Origin of the sequence: Cupriavidus sp. IK-TO18, from assembly GCF_015549295.1 — a bacterium.
In the GTDB taxonomy this organism is placed as follows: Bacteria; Pseudomonadota; Gammaproteobacteria; order Burkholderiales; family Burkholderiaceae; genus Cupriavidus; species Cupriavidus oxalaticus_A.
Window position 1 is genome coordinate 33,928 of the sequence record NZ_JADGMP010000033.1, and the last position, 22,242, is coordinate 56,169.

The 22,242-nt window shown below is 66.5% G+C and carries 20 protein-coding genes and 1 tRNA gene; 12 read left to right on the forward strand and 9 right to left on the reverse strand.

The genetic code is table 11. The features are described 5' to 3' along the window. Positions 1 to 10 precede the first annotated feature (10 nt). From murC to lpxC, 7 genes are all read left to right on the forward strand, one after another. Complete coding sequence (gene murC, locus IPF36_RS25555) at positions 11 to 1,438, forward strand: UDP-N-acetylmuramate--L-alanine ligase (protein WP_133097996.1); 1,428 nt, start codon at positions 11 to 13, stop codon at positions 1,436 to 1,438. Further along, positions 1,435 to 2,418, forward strand: coding sequence for a D-alanine--D-alanine ligase (locus tag IPF36_RS25560; protein ID WP_133097997.1), 984 nt, complete (start codon positions 1,435 to 1,437; stop codon positions 2,416 to 2,418). The genes murC and IPF36_RS25560 overlap by 4 nt, the downstream gene beginning before the upstream one ends. Before the next feature lie 19 nt (positions 2,419 to 2,437). Then, on the forward strand, positions 2,438 to 3,352 hold the full coding sequence (locus IPF36_RS25565) for a cell division protein FtsQ/DivIB (protein ID WP_133097998.1): 915 nt from the start codon (positions 2,438 to 2,440) through the stop codon (positions 3,350 to 3,352). Further along, positions 3,349 to 4,581, forward strand: coding sequence for a cell division protein FtsA (ftsA, locus tag IPF36_RS25570; RefSeq protein WP_012353950.1), 1,233 nt, complete (start codon positions 3,349 to 3,351; stop codon positions 4,579 to 4,581). Before IPF36_RS25565 ends, ftsA begins: the two co-directional genes overlap by 4 nt. Positions 4,582 to 4,765: 184 nt before the next feature. Beyond that, on the forward strand, positions 4,766 to 5,959 hold the full coding sequence (gene ftsZ / locus IPF36_RS25575) for a cell division protein FtsZ (RefSeq protein ID WP_063241547.1): 1,194 nt from the start codon (positions 4,766 to 4,768) through the stop codon (positions 5,957 to 5,959). A gap of 509 nt (positions 5,960 to 6,468) precedes the next feature. Then, positions 6,469 to 6,975: a peroxiredoxin gene (locus IPF36_RS25580; RefSeq protein WP_133097999.1), complete on the forward strand. Its 507-nt coding sequence runs from the start codon at positions 6,469 to 6,471 to the stop codon at positions 6,973 to 6,975. A gap of 154 nt (positions 6,976 to 7,129) precedes the next feature. After that, entirely contained in the window at positions 7,130 to 8,047 is a 918-nt protein-coding gene (gene lpxC, locus IPF36_RS25585; protein ID WP_029048080.1) for a UDP-3-O-acyl-N-acetylglucosamine deacetylase, read from the forward strand. 83 nt (positions 8,048 to 8,130) lie between these two features. Here the strand turns inward: lpxC and IPF36_RS25590 are convergent, their stop codons facing one another. Further along, a complete protein-coding gene (locus IPF36_RS25590) occupies positions 8,131 to 8,634 on the reverse strand; it encodes a DciA family protein (RefSeq protein WP_133098000.1) in 504 nt (167 codons plus the stop codon). A gap of 281 nt (positions 8,635 to 8,915) precedes the next feature. On the opposite strand from IPF36_RS25590, the gene secA reads away from it, so the two are divergent. The 4 genes from secA to IPF36_RS25610 all read left to right on the forward strand — a co-directional run bounded on the left by secA (position 8,916) and on the right by IPF36_RS25610 (position 14,474). Beyond that, a complete protein-coding gene (secA, locus tag IPF36_RS25595) occupies positions 8,916 to 11,693 on the forward strand; it encodes a preprotein translocase subunit SecA (protein ID WP_135705973.1) in 2,778 nt (925 codons plus the stop codon). 142 nt (positions 11,694 to 11,835) lie between these two features. Then, positions 11,836 to 13,074: a bifunctional glutamate N-acetyltransferase/amino-acid acetyltransferase ArgJ gene (argJ, locus tag IPF36_RS25600; protein ID WP_135705972.1), complete on the forward strand. Its 1,239-nt coding sequence runs from the start codon at positions 11,836 to 11,838 to the stop codon at positions 13,072 to 13,074. Positions 13,075 to 13,134: 60 nt separating this feature from the next. Further along, positions 13,135 to 14,040, forward strand: a complete 906-nt coding sequence (locus tag IPF36_RS25605) for an ATP-binding protein (RefSeq protein ID WP_133098003.1) — start codon at positions 13,135 to 13,137, stop codon at positions 14,038 to 14,040. Further along, a complete protein-coding gene (locus tag IPF36_RS25610; RefSeq protein ID WP_133098004.1) occupies positions 14,037 to 14,474 on the forward strand; it encodes an NUDIX domain-containing protein in 438 nt (145 codons plus the stop codon). The genes IPF36_RS25605 and IPF36_RS25610 overlap by 4 nt, the downstream gene beginning before the upstream one ends. A 174-nt stretch (positions 14,475 to 14,648) precedes the next feature. Here the strand turns inward: IPF36_RS25610 and IPF36_RS25615 are convergent, their stop codons facing one another. From IPF36_RS25615 to ispB, 8 genes are all read right to left on the reverse strand, one after another. After that, positions 14,649 to 14,840, reverse strand: a complete 192-nt coding sequence (locus IPF36_RS25615) for a DNA gyrase inhibitor YacG (RefSeq protein WP_135705971.1) — start codon at positions 14,838 to 14,840, stop codon at positions 14,649 to 14,651. 17 nt (positions 14,841 to 14,857) lie between these two features. Continuing rightward, positions 14,858 to 15,616, reverse strand: a complete 759-nt coding sequence (zapD, locus tag IPF36_RS25620) for a cell division protein ZapD (RefSeq protein ID WP_133098005.1) — start codon at positions 15,614 to 15,616, stop codon at positions 14,858 to 14,860. A 237-nt stretch (positions 15,617 to 15,853) separates the two neighbouring features. Continuing rightward, positions 15,854 to 16,492 carry a dephospho-CoA kinase gene (coaE, locus tag IPF36_RS25625; protein WP_133098006.1) on the reverse strand — a complete coding sequence of 213 codons (639 nt, stop codon included), beginning with the start codon at positions 16,490 to 16,492 and terminating at the stop codon, positions 15,854 to 15,856. A gap of 51 nt (positions 16,493 to 16,543) precedes the next feature. After that, on the reverse strand, positions 16,544 to 17,446 hold the full coding sequence (locus tag IPF36_RS25630; RefSeq protein ID WP_195431168.1) for an A24 family peptidase: 903 nt from the start codon (positions 17,444 to 17,446) through the stop codon (positions 16,544 to 16,546). 3 nt (positions 17,447 to 17,449) lie between these two features. Beyond that, entirely contained in the window at positions 17,450 to 18,721 is a 1,272-nt protein-coding gene (locus IPF36_RS25635) for a type II secretion system F family protein (RefSeq protein ID WP_133098008.1), read from the reverse strand. Between the two features lie 69 nt (positions 18,722 to 18,790). Then, positions 18,791 to 20,560, reverse strand: a complete 1,770-nt coding sequence (locus IPF36_RS25640) for an ATPase, T2SS/T4P/T4SS family (RefSeq protein ID WP_133098009.1) — start codon at positions 20,558 to 20,560, stop codon at positions 18,791 to 18,793. A 243-nt stretch (positions 20,561 to 20,803) separates the two neighbouring features. Continuing rightward, positions 20,804 to 20,880: transfer RNA gene (locus IPF36_RS25645), tRNA-Pro, on the reverse strand. Positions 20,881 to 20,972: 92 nt separating this feature from the next. After that, entirely contained in the window at positions 20,973 to 21,902 is a 930-nt protein-coding gene (gene ispB, locus IPF36_RS25650; RefSeq protein ID WP_195431171.1) for an octaprenyl diphosphate synthase, read from the reverse strand. Between ispB and IPF36_RS25655 the strand changes: the two genes are divergently transcribed. Then, positions 21,901 to 22,194: a hypothetical protein gene (locus IPF36_RS25655; protein WP_135705969.1), complete on the forward strand. Its 294-nt coding sequence runs from the start codon at positions 21,901 to 21,903 to the stop codon at positions 22,192 to 22,194. The genes ispB and IPF36_RS25655 overlap by 2 nt on opposite strands. Positions 22,195 to 22,242: the final 48 nt, after the last annotated feature.

The following is a 22,242-nucleotide window of genomic DNA, read 5'->3' on the forward strand; positions in this document are numbered from 1 at the left end:
CAGCAATCCAATGAAGCATATCGTCAAAAACATCCACTTCGTGGGGATCGGCGGGGCCGGCATGAGCGGCATCGCCGAGGTCCTGCTGAACCTGGGCTACAAGGTCTCGGGTTCCGACGTGGGCAGCAATGCCGCCACGCGGCGCCTGGCCTCGCTCGGCGCCACGGTCATGCACGGGCATGACGCGGCCAACGTGACCGGGGCCAACGCCGTGGTGGTGTCGACCGCGGTCAGCGGCGACAACCCCGAGGTGCTGGCCGCCCGCAGCAAGCGCATCCCGGTGGTGCCGCGCGCGGTGATGCTGGCCGAGCTGATGCGCCTGAAGCAGGGCGTGGCCATCGCCGGCACGCACGGCAAGACCACCACCACCAGCCTGGTGGCATCGGTGCTGGCCGAAGGCGGGCTGGATCCCACCTTCGTCATCGGCGGCCGGCTCAACTCCGCCGGCGCCAACGCGCGCCTGGGCACCGGCGACTTCATCGTGGCCGAGGCGGATGAATCCGACGCATCGTTCCTGAACCTGTTCCCGGTCATCGAGGTCATCACCAATATCGATGCCGACCACATGGACACCTACGGGCACGACTTTGCCCGGCTCAAGCAGGCGTTCATCGAATTCACGCAGCGCCTGCCGTTCTACGGCATTGCCGTGCTGTGCGTCGACGACCCCAACGTGCGCGAGATCCTGCCGTTCGTGTCCAAGCCGGTGGTGCGCTACGGGTTTGCCGAAGACGCGCAGATCCGCGCCGTGGACGCGCGCGCGGTCGACGGCCAGATGCACTTCACCGTGCTGCGCCAGCTCAACGGCCATACCGAGCCGCCGCTGGAAATCGTGCTGAACCTGCCCGGCATGCACAACGTGCAGAACGCGCTGGCGGCGATCGCCATCGCGACCGAGCTGGAAGTGCCCGACGCCGCCATCGTCAAGGCGCTGCGCGAGTTCCACGGCGTGGGCCGCCGCTTCCAGCGCTACGGCGAAGTGGCCACCACCGACGGTGCCGGCACCTTCACGCTGGTGGACGACTACGGCCACCACCCGGTGGAAATGGCCGCCACGCTTGCCGCGGCGCGCGGCGCGTTCCCGGGCCGCCGCCTGGTGCTGGCGTTCCAGCCGCACCGATTCACCCGTACGCGGGATTGCTTTGAAGACTTCGTCAAAGTGCTGGGCACTGTCGATGCCCTGCTGCTGTCCGAGGTCTATGCCGCCGGCGAGACCCCGATCGTGGCCGCCGACGGCCGTGCGCTGACCCGCGCGTTGCGCGTGGCCGGCAAGGTAGAACCTGTTTTCGTGGAGCAGATGGAAGAGATGCCGCAGGCCATCCTGAATGCTGTCCGGCCCGGCGATGTGGTCGTGACGATGGGCGCCGGCTCGATCGGCGGCGTGCCGGGGCAACTGGTGTCGCACCAGCAGACGCAACAGTCGGGAGGCCAGCAATGAGCTTCGTCGCCCATCCCAATATCGATCCCAAGTCGCTGGGCAAGGTCGGCGTGCTGTTCGGCGGCCGCTCGGCCGAGCGCGAGATCTCGCTGATGTCGGGCAGCGGCGTGCTGGCCGCGCTGCAGTCGCGCGGCGTCGACGCGCATGGCTTCGATCCCGGCCTGCAAGGCGTGGCCGAGCTGGCCGCGGCCAAGTTCGACCGCGTCTTTATCGCGCTGCACGGCCGCTATGGCGAAGACGGCACCATCCAGGGCCTGCTGGAACAACTGGGCGTGCCCTACACCGGCAGCGGCGTGCTGGCCTCGGCGCTGGCGATGGACAAGCAGGCCACCAAGCGCCTGTGGACCACGCATGACCTGCCCACGCCGCGTTTCGCGATGCTGCATGCCGATACGGATTTCGACGCGGTGGTCGCCGACCTGGGCCTGCCGCTGATCGTCAAGCCGGCGCGCGAAGGCTCGTCGATCGGCCTGACCAAGGTGACGGCGGCCGGGCAGATGCGCGAGGCGTTCGAGAAGGCCGAGGCGCTGGACAACGACGTCATCGCCGAGACTTTCATCGACGGCGCCGAGCTGACCTGCCCGATCGTGGGCGAGGGCGATACCGCCGAAGCGCTGCCGGTGATCCGCATCGTCGCGCCCGAAGCGAACTACGACTATCAAAATAAGTACTTTACTGACGATACCCAATACTTGTGTCCGTCAGGACTGGACCCCGAAGTCGAGAAGGAAGTCCAGGCGCTGGCGGTGCAGTCCTATCGCGTGCTGGGCTGCCGCGGCTGGGCGCGCGCCGACGTGATGCTGCGCGCCGACGGCAAGCCTTTCCTGCTCGAGATGAATACCTCGCCCGGCATGACCGGCCACTCGCTGGTGCCGATGGCGGCGCGCGCGGCCGGCATCAGCTACGAGGACTTCGTGCTGCAGGTGGTGGCCGCCGCGACGCTGGACCTGCACCCGAACGAGCACTGGAAGCCCGAATAACAGAGAACCCGCCTGGACCATGTGGCATAACGCACGCCTGCTCAACCTGATCGCCACCACGCTCTATGCCGTGGTGGCGCTGATGGCGCTCGCGGCCGGCCTGCTGTGGCTGGCGCAGCGGCCGGTGTTTGCCATCACCCACGTGGAGATCGCGCCGATGGACGGCGGCGCGCTGCGCCACGTGAACGCCCCCAGCGTGCGTGCCAGCGCGCTGGGCAAGCTGTCGGGCAACTTCTTCACGCTTGACCTGAACGCGGCACGGCAGGCGTTCGAGTCGGTGCCCTGGGTGCGGCGCGCCAGCGTGCGGCGCGAGTGGCCAAACGGCCTGGCTGTGGAGGTCGAGGAACACGAGGCGCTGGGTACCTGGGGCTCGCCGGAGAGCGGGCGCCTGCTCAATACCTACGGCGAGATCTTCGTGGCCAACACCGCCGAGGCGGAAGAAGACGCACAGTTGCTGGCGCTGGACGGTCCTCCGGACAGCGAGGGCGACGTGATTGAGAAGCTCGAGGTCATGCGCCAGTGGTTCAAGCCGTTGCATACCGAGCCGCTGGCGGTGACGCTGTCGGGCCGCTATGCCTGGCGCGCCAGGCTGTCCAACGGCATGGTGGTCGAGCTTGGCCGCGAGCAGAACGATGAAGACCGCACTGCGATGGACCAGCGGGTCAGGCGTTTCGTCGCTGCATGGCCGCAGGTCACCGAGCAGTGGGGCAAGCAGATCGACTACGCCGACCTGCGTTATCCCAATGGTTTTGCCATCCGCGCCGCCAATGCCCGCTTCCTGACCGAGGCGCAGATCGCTGCGGCGGTGCGGGCCGAGAAGGCGGAGCGGGCGGCGAAGGCGGCCCGGGCTACGCAGGCAGCGGCAGCGGTTTCCGGTACTTCCAACAACAATCCGACGCGACTGAAGAGCAAGAACGCGGAGAAAACCCGATGAGCAAGGAATACAAGGACCTGTTGGTCGGTCTCGATATCGGCACCTCGAAGGTGGCGGCGGTGGTCGCAGAACTGCGTCCCGACGGCAGCTACGAGGTGATCGGGATGGGCCAGTCGGAGTCCAAGGGTCTGAAGAAAGGGGTCGTGGTCAATATCGAGGCCACCGTGCAGTCGATCCAGAAAGCACTGGAAGAGGCTGAGCTGATGGCCGACTGCAAGATCTCGGAGGTCTTTACCGGCATTGCCGGCAGCCATATCCGCAGCTTCAACTCCAGCGGCATGGTGGCAATCAAGGACAAGGAGGTCACGCAGACCGACGTGGCGCGCGTGATCGAGACCGCCAAGGCGGTCAATATCCCGACCGACCAGCAGATCCTGCACATCCTGACGCAGGAATTCATCATCGACGGGCAGGAAGACGTGCGCGAGCCCATCGGCATGAGCGGCATCCGCCTGGAAGTGAAGGTGCATATCGTCACCGGCGCCGTCAGCGCCGCGCAGAACATCGTCAAGTGCGTGCGCCGCTGCGGCCTGGAAGTGCATGACCTGATCCTGCAGCCGCTGGCCTCGAGCCTGGCGGTGCTGACCGAGGACGAGAAGGAACTGGGCGTGGTGCTGGTCGACATCGGCGGCGGCACCACCGACATCGCCATCTTCAGCGAAGGCGCGATCCGCCATACGGCCGTGATCCCCATCGCCGGCGACCAGATCACCAACGACATCGCCATGGCGCTGCGCACGCCCACGCCGGACGCCGAGGACATCAAGATCCAGTACGGCATCGCCAAGCAGGCGATCGCCGATCCGGAAGACATGATCGAGGTGCCGGGCGTGGGCGACCGCGGCACGCGCACGCTCAGCCGCCAGGCGCTGGCCGCGGTGATCGAGCCGCGCATCGAAGAGCTGTACTCGCTGGTGCACCAGGTGGTGCGCGAGTCGGGCTATGAAGAACTGTTGTCGTCCGGCGTGGTCATCACCGGTGGTACCGCGATGATGCCGGGCATGGTCGAGCTGGGCGAGGACATCTTCCTCAAGCCCGTGCGCGTGGGCGTGCCGGAGTACCGCGGCAACCTGCACGAGGTGGTGAAGAGCCCGCGCTATGCGACGGTGATGGGCCTGCTGCTGGAAGGCCGCGTGCAACGGATGCGCGGGCGCAAAGTGGCGGTGCAGAGCGGGTCGGTCAAGCAGGTCTGGACCCGCATGAAGGAATGGTTCGTCGGCAATTTCTGATCGATGCGGAAATTGCCGGGCTGAAGATGCGACGGCGCGCGCAAGGTCTTGTCTACCGGACAGCCGATGGCGCGTTGAGCAAAGGTTTCGTGGTTCTTTCTTTTAATGGTTTTTTTGTTCAGAAACCAGGGGTTGCGGCGGGGAGGCTGCATCGTCTGGGGACTGATTCTTCTCGGAGGCAGTGATGGACTTTGACATGATCGAAACGGAAGTGATGGACGGCACCATCATCAAGGTGGTCGGCGTGGGCGGCGCGGGCGGCAATGCCGTGCAGCACATGATCAGCCGCGGCGTGCAGGGCGTCGAATTCATCTGCATGAATACCGACGCCCAGGCGCTCAAGCGTTCCAGCGCTTCGCGCGTGCTGCAATTGGGCAGTACGGGACTGGGTGCCGGCGCCAAGCCGGAAGTCGGCCGCGGTTGCGCCGATCAGGCCCGCGAGCAGATCGCCGACGCGCTGCGCGGCGCGCACATGGTCTTCATCACTGCCGGCATGGGCGGCGGTACCGGTACCGGTGCCGCGCCGATCGTGGCGCAGGTTGCCAAGGAAATGGGCATCCTGACCGTGGGCGTGGTCAGCAAGCCGTTCGACTTCGAAGGCGCGCGCCGCGCCAAGGTGGCCGAGCATGGCTCCAGCGAGCTGGAATCGAGCGTCGACTCGCTGATCGTGGTGCTGAACGAAAAGCTGTTCGAAGTGATGGGCGACGACGCCGAGATGGACGCATGCTTCCAGTGCGCCGACGACGTGCTGCACAACGCGGTGGCCGGCATTGCCGAGATCATCAACGTTGACGGCCTGGTGAACGTCGACTTCGAAGACGTGAAGACGGTGATGGGCGAGCAGGGCAAGGCCATGATGGGGACGGCCACCGTGTCGGGCGTGGACCGCGCCCGCCTGGCGGCCGAGCAGGCCGTTGCCAGCCCGCTGCTGGAAGGCGTGGACCTGTCCGGCGCGCGCGGCGTGCTGGTCAACATCACCGCCAGCCGTTCGCTGAAGCTGTCGGAAACCAAGGAAGTCATGAACACCATCCGCAGCTACGCCGCGGAAGACGCGACCGTGATCTTCGGTACGGTGTACGACGATTCGATGAGCGATGCGCTGCGCGTGACCGTGGTCGCGACCGGCCTGGGCCGCTCGGCGAAGAAGCAGCAGCCGATGACGCTGCTGAAGACCGGCACGGACAACATGCCGGTGCAGATGATGGCCAACATGGCCGCCACCGCCGCGCAGCACAGCTCGCCGGACTACAGCAACCTGGACACGCCGGCGGTATGGCGCAGCTCGCGCGAATCGGCGTCGGCCCACGTGGCGGCGCTGCAGGAAAAGGGTGTGGACACGTACGATATTCCGGCCTTCCTGCGCAAGCAGGCAGACTGAGCGCCGGACGGCTCGGCATCGGTGCCTCCACCGGCCGCCTGACGGATCGCGTCGCCTTGTCGCGATGCACGCGCGCTCCCTATCCGCGCGTGCCTTGCATGGACTGACGTGACCCGGCAGGCAGCCGGCGGCGCCGCGCCGCCTGCCGCAACGGCGCATCGTCCGCCACAACCTGCATCCCGTCGCCGGGCAGGGCGTGCCGCTGGCCGCCTCCCCGGACTGGTTTCCCGCCTTCCCGGTCGGGATGTCTCGCCGTCCGCGCGGCGCACCCACAGGTGCGTCGCGCGGACGTCTTTGTAGCAAGGTGTATCGAATGCGACCGGATGTGATCCGGCTTTTGCATCGCCGGCGCGGCGCCTATGATCTTGGGGTTGCCCGCAGTACGGAACACTACCCGGAACGCTGTCCGGATCGCTGTCCGGATTGTTGAACCGGCACGCTGCCGCGCCGCTGCGGCGCAGCCGGCCGCCATCCGTCCTATCCTTCAGACAACCCAGAGACTTCGCCCCATGATTACCGTCGGTTCCCGCGTCCCGGACGCCACCCTGCAGGAATTCATCGAAACCGAGAGCGAGGGCTGCTCGCTCGGACCCAACGCCTTCCGCGTCGCCGACCTGGTGCGCGGGCGCAAGATCGTGGTGTTCGGGCTGCCCGGCGCGTTCACGCCGACCTGCTCGGCCAAGCATGTGCCGGGCTTCGTGACGCATGCCGCAGACCTGCGCGCCGCCGGCGTCGATGAAGTGTGGTGCGTGTCGGTCAACGACGCCTTCGTCATGGGCGCGTGGGGCCGCGAACAGCAGGTCGCCGGCGCGGTACGCATGATGGCCGACGGCAGCGCCGAATGGACGCGTGCGCTGGGCCTGGACCAGGACCTGGGCGCGCGCGGCATGGGCGTGCGCTCCAAGCGCTATGCCATGGTGATCGACGATGGTGTGGTGACCCGGCTCGACGTGGAGGCGCCCGGCGAATTCCGCGTCAGCAGCGCCGACGCCGTGCTGGCTGCGTTGCGCGGCTGACACAGTCATCCGGGTAAACGTGGATTATTCGCAACATCTTAATGCGGTGTTAACAGCCGGAAACAAAACCCGGCTGCACCACCTTCCAGGTGGTGGTAAAATCGCTTAATCAAAAAAAGCATCACGATAGATTTTTATAATAGTTGAGGCTGTCATGCTCAAACAGCGCACGATCAAATCCCTGGTGAAGACGGTTGGCATCGGCCTGCACTCCGGCCGCAAGGTCACGCTGACCCTGCGTCCCGCAGCCGCCGACACCGGCATCGTCTTTACCCGCGTCGACCTGCCCGAGGCCGTCGAGATTCCCGTGGCCGCTTCGGCCATCGGCGACACGCGCCTGGCGTCGGTGCTGCAGAAGGATGGCGCGCGCGTTTCGACCGTCGAGCACCTGATGTCGGCATGCGCCGGCCTGGGCATCGACAACCTCTATGTCGACGTCGACGCCGAGGAAATCCCGATCATGGACGGCAGCGCCGCGTCCTTCGTGTTCCTGCTGCAGTCGGCCGGCATTGAAGAACAGAACGCGCTGAAGACCTTTATCCGCGTCAAGAAGCCGGTGGAAGTTCGCGAAGGCGACAAGTTCGCGCGGCTGGAGCCGTTCTTCGGCTTCAAGCTGGCGTTCACCATCGACTTCCGTCATCCGGCGGTCGACAAGACCGGCCAGACCTTCTCGATCGACTTCGGCGACACCAGCTACGTGCGTGAGATCGCCAGGGCCCGCACCTTCGGCTTTGCCCATGAGGTGGAAGCGCTGCGCGAGATGGGCCTGGCGCGCGGCGGCAGCCTGGACAACGCCATTGTGCTGGACGAGCACCGCATGCTGAACAACGAGGAACTGCGCTATGGCGATGAATTCGTGCGCCACAAGATCCTCGATGCCATCGGCGACCTGTATGTGGTCGGCCATCCGCTGATCGGGTCCTATGTCGCGCACAAGTCGGGCCACGGCCTGAACAACCAGCTGCTGCGCGCGCTGCTGGCGGACCAGGAGGCCTATGAACTGGTCACCTTCGACCGTGTCGAGGAAGCGCCCGCTGCCTTCCTGCCGCAGGCGCAGCCGGCCTTTGCCTGAGCCGGGCCACCTGCCCGCCACGCAACGAGAAAGCCGACCCGGGGGTCGGCTTTCTTGTTTGTCCGGAAATCGCCGTCGGCCGCTCAGCGGTGATGCGAGAGCAGCGTCTTGAGCGCGTCGCGCAGCGGCGAATCGGGCAGCGTGCGCGCGAGCTGGTCCAGGCTGGCAAGGCCGGTCGGCGTCATCTGCCCGCTGGTGCGCTTGCGCTCGACCGGACCGGTGTCCCAGTCCGCGTGGCGCTGCACCTCGGGCTGCACCCGCACCCGGATCGCGGTGATCTGCGAGCCGCGCTGCTGCAGCCGTCCCAGCAGCGTCGGCACCACCTGCCGCACCCGCGCCGCGGCCGCGCCGTGTGCCGCCAGCAACAGCAGCACCTGGCCGTTTGCGTCGACGGCGTCGCGCTTGACCCCGGCCACGGCAATGCCGGCGCGCATGCCGGGGGGCAGCAGCGACAGCACTTCGGCCTCCAGCACGGACAGCTGGCGCGCGGTCTGCATCAGCCCGGAAACCGGGCCGGACTTGGCCAGCCAGTCATTGAGCGGCTTGGCGGCAGCGGTCTGCAGGGCGTGGTGGGTGAAGCGGCGCATGGCTGCATTCTAGCAAGGGGCGGCGGGGCTGCCCGGGGCGGAAAGGATTGAAGCACCCGCACCCGCCCCAAACTGCTGCAGGCAGGGGGCGGGGTCGGCCCGCGCTGGCCGGTGTCTGGCATTCGCAGCCTTGCACGGCAAGGCCCGGCGCGCGTTCCGGCCGTGACCCCGGCACATGATAAACTCGGCGTTTCGCGCCAATCTATCCATTCCTCGCCCGGCCGCCGGGGAGCCCGCTTACCAGGGGCGTCAATCCGGTCCCGCGCAGGTGAAAGCAATCGATGATCACGGGCCTTCTCAAGAAAGTCTTCGGCAGCCGCAATGAGCGGCTGATCAAACAATACCGCCGCACGGTGGCGCAGATCAATGCGCTGGAGCCGAAGTTCGAGCAACTCTCGGACGACGACCTGCGCGGCATGACCGAGACCTTCCGGCAGCGCCACGCCGGCGGCGAGTCGCTCGAAGCGCTGCTGCCCGAGGCTTTCGCCGTGTGCCGCGAGGCCAGCAAGCGCGTCATGAAGATGCGCCACTTCGACGTGCAGCTGATCGGCGGCATGGTGCTGAACGACAACAAGATCGCCGAAATGCGCACCGGCGAGGGCAAGACGCTGACCGCGACGCTGGCCGTGTACCTGAATGCCATCACCGGCAAGGGCGTGCACGTGGTGACGGTCAACGACTACCTGGCGCAGCGCGATGCCGAGTGGATGGGCCGCCTGTACAACTACCTGGGCCTGTCGGTGGGTGTGAACCTGTCGCAGATGGCGCATGACGAGAAGCAGGCTGCGTACAACGCCGACATCACCTACGGCACCAACAACGAGTTCGGCTTCGACTACCTGCGCGACAACATGGTCTACGACCCGTCGCAGCGGGTGCAGCGGCCGCTGAACTACGCCATCGTCGATGAAGTGGACTCGATCCTGATCGACGAGGCGCGCACCCCGCTGATCATCTCGGGCCAGGCCGAGAACCAGACCGACCTGTACCAGCGCATGAACGGCATCCCCAGGCTGCTCGAGCGCCAGATCGGCGAAGAGAAGGCCGACGGCACCGGCGTCGAGAAGCCGGGCGACTACTACGTCGACGAGAAGGGCCACCAGGTCTACCTGACCGAGGCCGGCCACGAGAAGGCCGAAGAAATCCTGGCGCAGCAGGGCCTGATCGGCGAGGGCGAGTCGCTGTACGCGCCGCAGAACATCACGCTGATGCACCACCTGTACGCCGCCCTGCGCGCGCACAGCCTGTTCCATCGCGACCAGCACTACGTGGTGCAGAACGACGAAGTCGTGATCGTCGACGAATTCACCGGCCGCCTGATGACCGGCCGGCGCTGGTCCGACGGCCTGCACCAGGCCGTCGAGGCCAAGGAAGGCGTGACCGTCCAGCAAGAGAACCAGACGCTGGCGACCATCACCTTCCAGAACTACTTCCGCATGTACACCAAGCTGGCCGGCATGACCGGCACGGCCGATACCGAGGCGTACGAGTTCCAGGAGATCTATGGCCTCGAAGTGGTGGTGATCCCGACCAACCGCCCGGCCCAGCGCAAGGATCAGCAGGACCAGATCTACAAGACCGGCAAGGAGCGCTACGACGCCGTGGTGCGCGATATCCGCGACTGCTACGAGCGCGGCCAGCCGGTGCTGGTGGGTACCACCTCGATCGAGACTTCTGAATACCTGTCGGGCCTGCTCGAGCGCGAACAGCTGCCGCACCAGGTGCTCAACGCCAAGCAGCACGCCCGCGAAGCCGAGATCGTGGCGCAGGCCGGCCGTCCCAAGATGATCACCATCGCCACCAACATGGCCGGTCGCGGTACCGACATCGTGCTGGGCGGCAACGTGGAAAAGCAGTCGGGCTTTATCGAAGCGGACCCGAACCTGTCCGACGCCGACAAGGCCGCGCGCATCCAGCAGCTCGAGGACGAATGGCAGTCGCTGCACGAGCAGGTCAAGGCCGCCGGCGGCCTGCATATCGTCGGCACCGAGCGCCATGAATCGCGCCGTATCGACAACCAGCTGCGCGGCCGCGCCGGCCGCCAGGGCGACCCGGGTTCGTCGCGCTTCTACCTGTCGCTGGACGACCAGCTGCTGCGCATCTTTGCCGGCGACCGCGTGCGCGCGATCATGGAGCGCCTGAAGATGCCCGAAGGCGAGCCGATCGAGGCCGGCATCGTCACGCGCTCGATCGAATCGGCGCAGCGCAAGGTGGAAGGCCGCAACTTCGATATCCGCAAGCAGCTGCTGCAGTACGACGACGTCGCCAACGACCAGCGCAAGGAAATCTACAAGCTGCGCAACGACGTGCTCGAAGCCAATGACGTCGGCGAGATGGTCGCCAACCTGCGCGAAAGCGTGCTGGTCGAGCTGTTCCGCGACCACGTGCCGGCCGACACCATGGAAGAGCAGTGGAACATCGCCGGCCTGGAAGCGCGCCTGCGCGAGGACTGGGGCCTGGAAGTGCCGCTGGCGCAGACCATCGAGGGCGCGCAGAGCATCGAGGACGAAGAGCTGCTCAACCTGATCATGAAGGCGGCGACCGAACGCTACGACGGCAAGGTCGCGATGGTCGGGCGCGAGTCGTTCGCCGGCTTCGAGCGCTCGGTCATGCTGCAGAGCATCGACACGCACTGGCGCGAACACCTGGCCGCGCTGGACCACCTGCGCCAGGGCATCCACCTGCGCGGCTATGCGCAGAAGGATCCCAAGCAGGAGTACAAGCGCGAGTCGTTCGAGCTGTTCGCGCGCCTGCTGGACGTGATCAAGAACGAAGTCACCCGCGTGACCTTCAACGTGCAGATCCAGTCGCCGGAGGAACTGGAACAGGCTTCCGAGGAGATCGAGGAAGGCCTGTCGCACCTGGAGAACGTGCAGTACAAGCACGACGAGTTCGCCGAAGGCCGCGAGCCGGTCGAGGAAGCGCCGTCGCAGCGCACCGGCACTGCCATGGCCGCCGCCGAACTGGCGCTGGCGGGCATGCCCAAGGTCGGCCGCAACGATCCGTGCCCGTGCGGCTCGGGCAAGAAGTTCAAGCAGTGCCACGGCAAGCTCAGCTGAACTGAGCCGCGCCGGGTGCCCGGTATGACGTCGGTCCCGCAGCGCGGGGCGTGACGCAACAGGAAACGAACATGCCCGCCCCTCGCGGGCATGTTCGTCTGATGACAAGCAAGTCGCGAGCAGGAACATCGAGGAGTCCTACATGCCCGTCAATCTTCCGCTGCCCCAGGCAGAGAACCTGAAATCCGTCGCCGGCGTGGAGCTCGGCTGGGCCGAGGCGGGCATCCGCAAGGCCAACCGCAAGGACGTGCTGGTGGTGCGCGTGGCCGAAGGCAGCACCGTGGCCGGCGTCTTCACCAGCAACCGCTTCTGCGCCGCGCCGGTGCAGGTGTGTCGGGAGCACCTCGCTGCCGCGGACAAGTCGGGCAAGGGCATCCGCGCCCTGGTGGTCAACACCGGCAATGCCAACGCCGGTACCGGCGAGCAGGGCCTGGCCAATGCCCGCGCCACCTGCGACGCGCTGGCGGCGCAGCTGGGCATCAGCGCCGACCAGGTGCTGCCGTTCTCGACCGGCGTGATCCTCGAGCAGTTGCCGATGGACCGCCTGCTGGCAGGGCTGCCCGCCGCCATCGCCAATGCCAGGGCCGACAACTGGCTGGCCGCGGCGGAAGCCATCATGACCACCGACACACAGCCCAAGGTCGCGTCGCGCACGGTGCAGATCGACGGCAAGACCGTGACGCTGTCGGGCATCAGCAAGGGCGCCGGCATGATCCGCCCGAACATGGCGACCATGCTGGGCTTTATCGCCATGGACGCCGCCGTGGCGCAGCCGGTACTGCAGGGACTGGTGACGCACGCCGCCGATCACTCGTTCAACAGCATCACCATCGACGGCGATACCTCGACCAACGATTCGTTCGTGCTGATCGCCTCGGGCAAGTCCGGTGCCGTGGTCGACCGTGCCGAAGGCCCGGCCTTCGAAGCGCTGCGCGATGCCGTGACCGGCCTGGCGCAAGAGCTGGCGCAGATGATCGTGCGCGACGGCGAAGGCGCGACCAAGCTGATGACCATCCGGGTCGAAGGCGGCAAGGACGTGGCCGAGTGCCGCCAGATCGCCTATGCGGTCGCGCATTCGCCGCTGGTCAAGACTGCGTTCTACGCCTCGGACCCCAACCTGGGCCGCATCCTGGCCGCGGTGGGCTACGCCGGCGTGGACGACCTCGATGTCGGCCGCGTCAACCTGTGGCTGGACGATGTCTGGGTCGCCCGCGACGGCGGCCGCAATCCCGACTATCGCGAGGAAGACGGCCAGCGCGTGATGAAGCAGGCCGAGATCACGGTGCGCATCGCGCTGGGCCGCGGCAATGCCGAAGCCACGGTGTGGACCTGCGACCTGTCGCACGACTACGTGTCGATCAACGCCGACTACCGTTCCTGAGCCCGTTCCATCCTGCCCGCGCACGCGGGCAGGGCGCAAGAATTCATTCTCCGCCCCGCCATGTCCGACCTCGCCGCCCGCCTCGACAACTTCCTCTCACGCCTCGAACAATGGCTGCCGCCGCAACTGAACGACGCGGACTGGCAGGAGGCGGTAGCGTTCCGCTGGCGCAAGCGCCAGAGCCTGTTCGGTAATATCGGCTACCTGCAGCCGGTGCGCCAGCTGCCGCCAATCCACCTGGACGACCTGAAGAACATCGAGCGCCAGAAGGACGCCATCGTCGCCAACACGCGCCAGTTCGTGAACAGGCTGCCGGCCAACAACGTGCTGCTGACCGGCGCGCGCGGCACCGGCAAGTCGTCGCTGATCAAGGCCTGCCTGAATGCCTTCGTCAAGGACGGGCTGCGGCTGGTGGAGGTCGACAAGGATGACCTGGGCGACCTCGGCGATATCGTCGAGCTGGTCTCGACCCGGCCCGAGCGCTTTGTCATCTTCTGCGACGACCTGTCGTTCGAGGAAGGCGAGTCGGGCTACAAGTCGCTGAAGTCGGCGCTGGACGGCTCGGTCGCGGCGCAGTCGGACAACGTGCTGATCTACGCCACGTCCAACCGCCGGCACCTGCTGCCGGAGTACATGAAGGACAACGAAACCTACCGCCACACCGACGACGGCGAGATCCATCCTGGCGAAGTGGTCGAAGAGAAGATCTCGCTGTCCGAGCGCTTCGGGCTGTGGCTGTCGTTCTACCCGCCCAAGCAGGACGAGTACCTGGCGATCGTCGGCCACTGGCTCAGGCACTTCGGCTGCACCGACGAAGACATCGCCGCCGCGCGCGGCGACGCGCTGGTGTGGGCGCTGGAGCGCGGCTCGCGCTCGGGCCGCGTGGCGTGGCAGTTCGCGCGCGACTGGGGCGGCAAGCATGGCCAGCCGTACATCGCCGACGTGCCGGGGAACGACAAGGCATGAGCGCGGCCATGGACAAGCCCGCGGAGACCGCCGGCAACCCGCCGCGCAAGGTCACCGAAGTCGCCGTCGGCGTGATGGTGCAGCCGGATGGCCGCTTCCTGCTGGCGCAGCGCCCCGCGGGCAAGCCGTACGAGGGCTATTGGGAATTCCCCGGCGGCAAGCTCGAGCCAGGGGAGACCGTGGAAGCTGCGCTCGCCCGCGAGCTGCATGAGGAGCTGGGGCTGGACATTACCGCGTGCGAGCGCTGGCATGTGCTCGAGCACGACTACCCGCACGCCTATGTGCGGCTGCATTTCTGCAAGGTCACTGCCTGGCGCGGTGACCCGGTCGGCCGCGAAGGCCAGGCCTTTTCCTGGCAGACGGTGCCCGTGACGGTCGCGCCGCTGCTGCCGGCCACCATTCCGGTGGTCGAATGGCTGGGCGAAGAAGCGTAGGGCACAGACCCTGGGCCGGCTTGGCCTGACATACCCGCGGCCGCGGCGCCCGTGATTGCGCCGATCGACGGCGTGTGGCTGGGCCTGGCGGTCTTCGTGCTGGTGTGCGTGGGGTTCTACCGCCGCGTACTGGCGGCGGCGCACTGAGCGGACTGTGCGGCGAAGGCGATTACGTCAGTCGTCCTCGTCGTCAGGCAGGTCAGGCGAGGGCGTCTCGCCCGGCTTGCCGCCAATTACGTACTTTTCGGACGCCCAGGCGCCGAGGTCGATCTGCTTGCAGCGCTCGGAACAGAACGGGCGGAACTTGTTGTCGGGCACCCAGGCCACCTCGGTGCCGCAGGTGGGGCATTTGACTACAGCGGGCATGGCTTCAGACTCAGGCTTCAGAAATTGCAGAGTTTCAGCAGGAACGGGATATCGGCATCGACCGAGCGCGGCCGCAGGTCGCCGTCCTGCTGCGTGAAACGCACCCACAGCATGTACTTGTTCGCGCTCATTTCCGGGATGAAGGCCAGCAGCGAGTCATCCAGCCACACCTGCATCAACTGGTAGCTGCGCCCGGACAGCATCTGCTGGTAGCTGCCGCCGGTGGCGATGACCTTGCCGCTCTGGCCGGCTTCGCGCAGCAGGCGCAGCACGATGGTGGTGCCCATGCGCAGCGACACCAGCGGGCGCGCCCACTTCAGGATATCGGCGCGGCGATCCTCAGCGGGGCGATGCTGCCACGCGTAGTAGGCAGGCAGGTCGAACTCGCAGGTGCCGCCGGGAATGATGGCACGGCTGCGGATGCTGGTCAGCCACTCGTTGTCGGTCAGCAGCTGCCCGGCCTTGCCCACGGTCTGGTTGAGCATGGTGATGCCCTGCTCGATCTCGCCGATCACGCTGTCCAGCGCTTCCTGGTCGATCTGCGGGTTGGCGCGCAGCGGCGCCAGCGCCTGGCGCTGGCGTTCCAGTTCCTTGATCAGGTCGGTCTTGAGGTCGGCGCGGCCGGCTACGTCGATGATCTCGAACAGCGTGGTCAGCGCGACATGGTGCTGCTGGGGATGATCCTGGCCGAGGAAGTATTCCAGCCGATCGAACAGGTCCTCCAGGCGCAGGAGTGTCCTGATGCGTTCGTTGAAAGGGTATTCGTACAGAATCAAGTGCTATGTCCGTGCAGGGCGCCGGGCGGGCCCCGTGTGAGGAGCAGGCCCGGTGCGGAATGTGGCCCGGGGAACGCCGGAAGGGGCTGGGTGGACTGTGTCGGAGTGATCCGCGGTGTCCAATGCCCGCAGTATGCGGCGATTTCCCGGCATGTTCCAGCGCATTCTATGCGAGACCCGGGCCGAGGACAATGTCGGACGCGCGTTCGCCGCGTGCCGCCGGGCCGTGCCCGCGCATCATGCGCCAGCTTCGGGATGGACCTTTCCGGACGCCGACAGTTCGCGGTAATAGCGGTCGAGGCGGTCCACCTGTGCCACCAGCGCATCGACCGGCCCGTCGTTGTCGATGACGTCGTCGGCACATGCCAGCCGCGCGCGCCGCGTTGCCTGCCTGGCCATGATCGCCTGCACCTGTTCGCGGCTGAAGCCGTTGCGCGCCATCACGCGCGCCACCTGGGTGTCTTCCGTGCAGTCGACCACCAGCACCCGGCCCACGCGCTCGCGCCATGAGCCGGACTCGACCAGCAGCGGCACCACGTAGATCAGGTAAGGATGCTCGCCGGCGTCGCGGACCGCTTGCGCATGCTCGTTGGTCAGCGCGCGGATCAGCGGATGGGTGATGCCTTCGAGGCGCGCCTTGGCGGCCGGGTCGGCGAACACCAGCGCGCGCATCGCGTCGCGATCCATGGCGCCGTCAGGGCGCAGGCATTCGGTCCCGAAGGCCTCGACCAGCGCCGGGATGGCACGCCCGCCCGGGGCGGTGATCTGATGGGCGAGCAGGTCGGTATCGATGATCGCGGCGCCGCGCGCGGCGAACATGTCGGCCACGCGGGTCTTGCCGCTGCCGATGCCGCCGGTCAGTCCGATTTCCAGCATGTGGGGATGCCGTGAAGGCCAGTTGACGATGTTGCCGTCACAATACCAGCTTCACGGCAGTACGGTCAGCGGCAGCACACCGGAGCCGAACACCAGCACCACCAGGCCCGCCAGCGCGATAAAGGGGCCGAAGGGGAAGGGCGTGTCGCGATCCTGCCGGCGCAGCGCGATGCTGGCCAGCCCGAACACCACGCCGGCCACCGATGACAGCAGCACCAGCGCCGGCAGCGCCTGCCAGCCAAACCACGCGCCGAGTGCCGCCATCAGCTTGAAGTCGCCGAAACCCATGCCTTCCTTGCCACGTACCAGCCGGAACAGCCAGTACGCCGCCCACAGCACCAGGTAGCCGGCGGCGGCACCGACCACGGCATCGGCAAGCGGCACGAACAACCCGCCCAGGTTCAGCACCAGTCCCAGCCACAGCAGCGGCAGCGTGATCTGGTCCGGCAGCAGCTGGGTGTCGGCATCGATCAGGGTCAGCGCCAGCAGCGCCCAGACCAGCACCAGCGCCGCCAATGCCTGCACGCCAGGGCCGAAGCGCCACGCCACCAGCCCGCTCAGCACGCCGCAGGCCAGCTCCACCAGCGGATAGCGCGCGCTGATCCGGGTCTTGCAGGCCGAGCAGCGCCCGCGCAGCGCCAGCCAACTCAGCACCGGCACGTTTTCCCAGGGCGCGATCGCGTGGCCGCAGTGCGGACAGGCCGAGCGCGGCACCATCAGGTTGTAGCGGGCGGGGTAGGGCAGCGGATCGCCGCGCAGCTCGGCGATATAGTTGGCTTCCTCGCGCTCCATCATGCGCGGCAGCCGGTGGATCACCACGTTGAGGAAACTGCCCACCACCAGGCCCAGCACGGCCGTCACCGCCACCATGAAGGCAGGCGGCAGCGCCGCCAGTGCCTGCAGCAATTGCCCGCTGCCGGCGGGAAACGGCGAAACGGAATACGCCAGCGCCATCGCTTACACCACCTGTCCCAGCTTGAAGATCGGCAGGTACATCGCCACCACCATGCCGCCGATCAGCACGCCCAGCACCACGATGATGATCGGTTCGATCAGGCTGGAGATGGCGGCCACCGCGTCGTCGACCTCGCGCTCGTAGAACTCGGCCACCTTCAGCAGCATGTTGTCGAGCGCGCCGGATTCTTCGCCGATCTGCGTCATCTGCAGCACCATGTTGTCGAACACGTGCGTGGCCTGCATGGCGTTGGTCAGGCTGGTACCGATGCGCACCGACTGTTCGATCTCGCGCGTGGCGTCGTAGTAGACCCAGTTGCCGGCGGCGCCCGCCACCGACTCCATCGACTCCACCAGCGGCGTGCCGGCGGCGAACATGGTCGCCAGCGTACGCGTCCAGCGGGCAATCACCGCCTTGCGGAACAGGCTGCCGAAGATCGGCAGCTTCAGCAGCGCGCGGTCGGACCAGCGCTGCACCTTCTCCGACTTCTTGCGCGCCCGCAGGTAGAACGTGATGCCGGCCACCGGTGCGCCGATGACCAGGTACCAGTACTGCACGAAAAAGTCCGAGATCGCGATCACCAGCAGCGTCGGCGCGGGCAGGTTGGCACCGAAGCTGGAGAACACGCCCTTGAACGCCGGGATCACGAACAGCATCAGGATCACGGTGACGGCAAAGGCCACCGTCAGCACCGCGATCGGATAGATCATCGCCGACTTGATCTGGCCCTTCAGCGCGATGGTCTTTTCCATGTAGAGCGACAGGCGCTCCAGCAACGCATCGAGGATACCGCCCTGTTCGCCGGCATCGATCAGGTTGCAGTAGAGCGTGTCGAAGTACTTCGGCTGTCGCCGGAATGCCGCCGCCATGCTGCTGCCCGATTCGATATCGAAGCGGATCTCGGACAGCAGCTGGGTAAAGTTGGGATTGGCGTGCCCGCGCGCGATGATGTCGATCGACTGCAGCAGCGGAATCCCCGCCTTGAGCATGGTCGACAGCTGCCGGGTGAAGTAGGCGATGTCCTTCTCGGTGATCTTGCGCCCGCGCGCGGCCTTGCGCTTCTTGAGCTTGACGATGGTCAGGCCCTGCTTGCGCAGCGTGGCGGTGACCTCGGCCTGGCTCTCCGCGCGCAGCTCGCCGGTGAAGGTCTTGCCCTTGCGGTCCTTGCCTTCCCATTCGAAGATGTACTGGGTGGGGGCCTTGCGCCCCTTGCCTGATTTTGCCCGCGACGGTGCTGCCGTCCGGGCGCCCGCCGCTGGTGCGCGCGTCGCCATGTTGTTGACCCCCGGTGTAAATGACGCTTCTGGTACGTCTTGTATTTACGTTGTGACTTGACTCAGTTGCTACGTATTCGTGGTCGCCAGCACCTCTTCGAGTGACGTGACGCCCGCCCTGACCTTCAGCAGCCCGGCTTCGCGCAACGATAGCACGCCATCCTTGCGCGCCTGCTCGGCGATCTGCAGGGCGGTGCCGTGCGACAGGATGATCTGCTGCATGGCCTCGGTGATCGGCATGACCTGGTAGATACCGCAGCGGCCCTTGTAGCCGCTGCCGTTGCAGCGCTCGCACCCGACCGGATGGTAGGGCTGCCAGCTGCCGTCCAGGTCGTGTTCGCGGAAGCCGGCGTCCAGCAGCGTCTCGCGCGGCAGCTCGCCGGCGCGCTTGCATGTGCACAGCCGGCGCGCCAGCCGCTGCGCCGTGATCATCAGCACGCTGGAAGCGATGTTGAACGGCGCCACGCCCATGTTCATCAGCCGCGTCAGCGTGGTGGGGGCGTCATTGGTGTGCAGCGTCGACAGCACCAGGTGGCCGGTCTGCGCGGCCTTGATCGAGATATCGGCGGTTTCCAGGTCGCGGATTTCGCCGACCATGATGACGTCCGGATCCTGCCGCAGGAACGAACGCAGCGCCGCGGCAAAGGTCAGGCCGGCCTTGTCGTTGACGTTGACCTGGTTGATGCCGGGCAGCTGGATTTCGGCCGGGTCCTCTGCGGTCGAGATATTGATGTCGCCCTGGTTCAGCAGGTTCAGGAAGGTGTACAGCGACACCGTCTTGCCGCTGCCGGTGGGGCCGGTCACCAGCACCATGCCGTACGGACGCTTGATCACGTCCAGCAGCAGCGCCTTCTGTTGCGCCTCGTAGCCGAGCTGGTCGATGTCGAGCTTGTCGGTCGACGATTCCAGGATCCGCATCACGATCTTCTCGCCGAACAGCGTCGGCAGCGTCGAGACGCGGAAATCGACGGCTTTCTCGACCGTTTCCCTGGCGTCCTTGTCCTTGGGATCCTTCGCGTCCTTGCTGTCCTTGTTGTCCTTCGGATCCTTGGGCAGCGCGATCAGCAGCTTCATGCGGCCGTCCTGCGGCACGCGCTTTTCAGAAATATCCAGCCGGGACAGCACCTTGATGCGGGTGGCAATCTTGTCGCGGATATCCAGCGGTGGCCTTGCCACCTCCTGCAGCACGCCGTCCACGCGGAAGCGGATCCGGTAGAAGGTCTCGAACGGCTCGAAATGCAGGTCGGACGCGCCGCGGTGGAAGGCTTCGGTCAGCAGCTTCTGCAGGAAGCGCACCACGGGCGCGTCGTCGATGGCATCGGCGGCAGTGCGGTTGCGCTGCGCGCCGGCGGCCGCCACCGGGTCGTACTCGATCATCTTGCGCTCGGCCTGCACCGGCGAGATGTTCTTCAGCGTGCCCAGCGCCTCGCCGGCGGAGCGCACGTGCTTCATCAGCTTGTCGTGCTCGACCACCACCGCTTCGACCGGCACCTTGTACTTTTCCTTGATCGCGTCCAGGCCGGCCTGGTTGGACGGATCGGACAGCCCGAGCACCAGCCGGTTTTCGCGGCGGCCCAGCGGCAGCAGGCGGTGCGCATGGAATTCGCGGTTGCCCGCCAGCCCCGGCGGCACCTTGGTCAGGTTGTACTGGTTCAGGTCGAGCAGCGGCAGCTGGTACTTGTCCGCGGCAAACACCGCCAGGTCGTGCGCGCTCATGGTGCCGCTGCCGACGATCTCGTCGATCAGCTGCGACTGCTTTTCACGGGCGGCCTGCTCCAGCTGAGCAAGCAGGGCGGGCGCGATACGCCGGCTCTGGGCCAGGGCAAGTCCGAGTGTCATGACAGGTGCGCAGTGGTTGGACAGTGGCCGCCGGCCACGGACGGACGATACGGTTCACGTCCTGGGATCGGGGCAGTTTGCCGCTGGGGTCACTTTTTGTAAAGGCGATGGCGGGACGTGTTGGCGTTTGCGCGACACGGGCGCAACCCTACTTGCGCGGGGGCAGGGGTGGCCATGAGGATCGGGAGGGCAGAAAGACAAAAAGCCGAATCAACTTTCGTTGATTCGGCTTTTTCTTAAATCTGGTCGGGGTGAGAGGATTCGAACCTCCGGCCTCTACGTCCCGAACGTAGCGCTCTACCAGGCTAAGCTACACCCCGATTTGTTTTTGCTTGCCGTCGCTGGGCGTCAGCAGCAAAGAAGGTAACTATAACAGCGTTTTTCCTGAAATGGAAGAGGGGTGAAGCATCCCTTACGACTGCCGCTGCAGCGAGAACGCGCAGAGCTGGATCAGCGTTTCCTTCAGCGCGGAATCCGGGAATTGCTGCGCGGCCCGCTCGGCGGCTTCCGCTTCCTGGCGCGCGGCCTCGAAGGTGACCTCGAGCGCGCCGCTGGCGTGGATGGCCGCGAAGACCGCGTCGAAGTGCTCGGTGCCGCCCTGCACGATGGCGTCGCGCGCCAGCTGGCGCTGCTTCGCGGTACCGTGCTCCAGCAGATGCAGCAGCGGCAGCGTGGGCTTGCCTTCGCGCAGGTCGTCGCCGGCGTTCTTGCCCATCTGCTCGGCGCTGGCGGTGTAGTCCAGCATGTCGTCGATCAGCTGGAAGGCGGTGCCGATGCGGCGGCCGTATTCGGCGGCGGCTTCTTCCATCTGCGCATCGGCGCCGGCCAGCACCGCGCCCAGCTGGGCGGCGGCCTCGAACAGCTTGGCGGTCTTGTAGCGGATCACCTGCAGGTAGCGCTCGATGGTGACATCCGGATCGTGCATGTTCAGCAGCTGCAGCACTTCGCCCTCGGCGATCACGTTGGTCGCGTTGGACAGGATCTCCATGATGCGCATGCTGCCGGCATCGACCATCATCTGGAACGCGCGCGAGTAGAGGAAGTCGCCAACCAGCACGCTGGCGGCATTGCCGAACACCGCGTTGGCGGTGTCGCGGCCGCGGCGCAGCTCGGATTCGTCGACGACGTCGTCGTGCAGCAGCGTGGCGGTGTGGATGAACTCGACGACGGCGGCCAGCTCGTGGTGCCGGTTGCCGTCATAACCCAGCGCGCGCGCCGTCAGCAGCAGGATCACCGGGCGCAGGCGCTTGCCGCCGGCACCGATGATGTATTCACCGATCTGTTCGATCAGGGGGACTTCGGAAGACAGCCGCTGGCGGATGACAGCATCAACCGCGCGCATGTCTGCAGCGACCGGGGCAAGCAAGGCAGTGGCGGAAGGCTGGGACAAGATGATCACCGTTACGCAAAACCGGACGATTATATGCGAAGCACGCGGCGTTCTACGCATGCCCCGCATTCTTGCCGCGGGTGGGCAGGTAGGCGGCTCAGGGTATGCGCGCAGCGGCGTCGGTGACCGGCGCAACTATAATGCGGACATGGACAAGCCCGTATCCCGTCGCCAGCTGCGCCGCACCGCGTGGTGGGTGGCGTTTGCCGCACTGGCGGGGTTCCTTCTCGCCGATCTGACCTGAGCTGGGCGGCCGCCGATTGTGCCGACCGCGCCGCTCACAGGCTATGTG

Excerpts from the sequence above, each read along its gene's own strand:
- argJ (WP_135705972.1), top strand. The coding sequence starts at position 11,836 with ATGCCCGTCAATCTTCCGCTGCCCCAGGCAGAGAACCTGAAATCCGTC.
- ftsA (WP_012353950.1), top strand. The coding sequence starts at position 3,349 with ATGAGCAAGGAATACAAGGACCTGTTGGTCGGTCTCGATATCGGCACC.
- IPF36_RS25610 (WP_133098004.1), top strand. The coding sequence starts at position 14,037 with ATGAGCGCGGCCATGGACAAGCCCGCGGAGACCGCCGGCAACCCGCCG.
- coaE (WP_133098006.1), bottom strand. The coding sequence starts at position 16,492 with ATGCTGGAAATCGGACTGACCGGCGGCATCGGCAGCGGCAAGACCCGC.
- IPF36_RS25560 (WP_133097997.1), top strand. The coding sequence starts at position 1,435 with ATGAGCTTCGTCGCCCATCCCAATATCGATCCCAAGTCGCTGGGCAAG.
- IPF36_RS25590 (WP_133098000.1), bottom strand. The coding sequence starts at position 8,634 with ATGCGCCGCTTCACCCACCACGCCCTGCAGACCGCTGCCGCCAAGCCG.
- IPF36_RS25605 (WP_133098003.1), top strand. The coding sequence starts at position 13,135 with ATGTCCGACCTCGCCGCCCGCCTCGACAACTTCCTCTCACGCCTCGAA.
- ftsZ (WP_063241547.1), top strand. The coding sequence starts at position 4,766 with ATGGACTTTGACATGATCGAAACGGAAGTGATGGACGGCACCATCATC.
- IPF36_RS25615 (WP_135705971.1), bottom strand. The coding sequence starts at position 14,840 with ATGCCCGCTGTAGTCAAATGCCCCACCTGCGGCACCGAGGTGGCCTGG.
- lpxC (WP_029048080.1), top strand. The coding sequence starts at position 7,130 with ATGCTCAAACAGCGCACGATCAAATCCCTGGTGAAGACGGTTGGCATC.
- IPF36_RS25655 (WP_135705969.1), top strand. The coding sequence starts at position 21,901 with ATGTCTGCAGCGACCGGGGCAAGCAAGGCAGTGGCGGAAGGCTGGGAC.
- IPF36_RS25640 (WP_133098009.1), bottom strand. The coding sequence starts at position 20,560 with ATGACACTCGGACTTGCCCTGGCCCAGAGCCGGCGTATCGCGCCCGCC.
- secA (WP_135705973.1), top strand. The coding sequence starts at position 8,916 with ATGATCACGGGCCTTCTCAAGAAAGTCTTCGGCAGCCGCAATGAGCGG.
- IPF36_RS25630 (WP_195431168.1), bottom strand. The coding sequence starts at position 17,446 with ATGGCGCTGGCGTATTCCGTTTCGCCGTTTCCCGCCGGCAGCGGGCAA.
- IPF36_RS25635 (WP_133098008.1), bottom strand. The coding sequence starts at position 18,721 with ATGGCGACGCGCGCACCAGCGGCGGGCGCCCGGACGGCAGCACCGTCG.
- IPF36_RS25580 (WP_133097999.1), top strand. The coding sequence starts at position 6,469 with ATGATTACCGTCGGTTCCCGCGTCCCGGACGCCACCCTGCAGGAATTC.
- murC (WP_133097996.1), top strand. The coding sequence starts at position 11 with ATGAAGCATATCGTCAAAAACATCCACTTCGTGGGGATCGGCGGGGCC.
- ispB (WP_195431171.1), bottom strand. The coding sequence starts at position 21,902 with ATGCGCGCGGTTGATGCTGTCATCCGCCAGCGGCTGTCTTCCGAAGTC.
- IPF36_RS25565 (WP_133097998.1), top strand. The coding sequence starts at position 2,438 with ATGTGGCATAACGCACGCCTGCTCAACCTGATCGCCACCACGCTCTAT.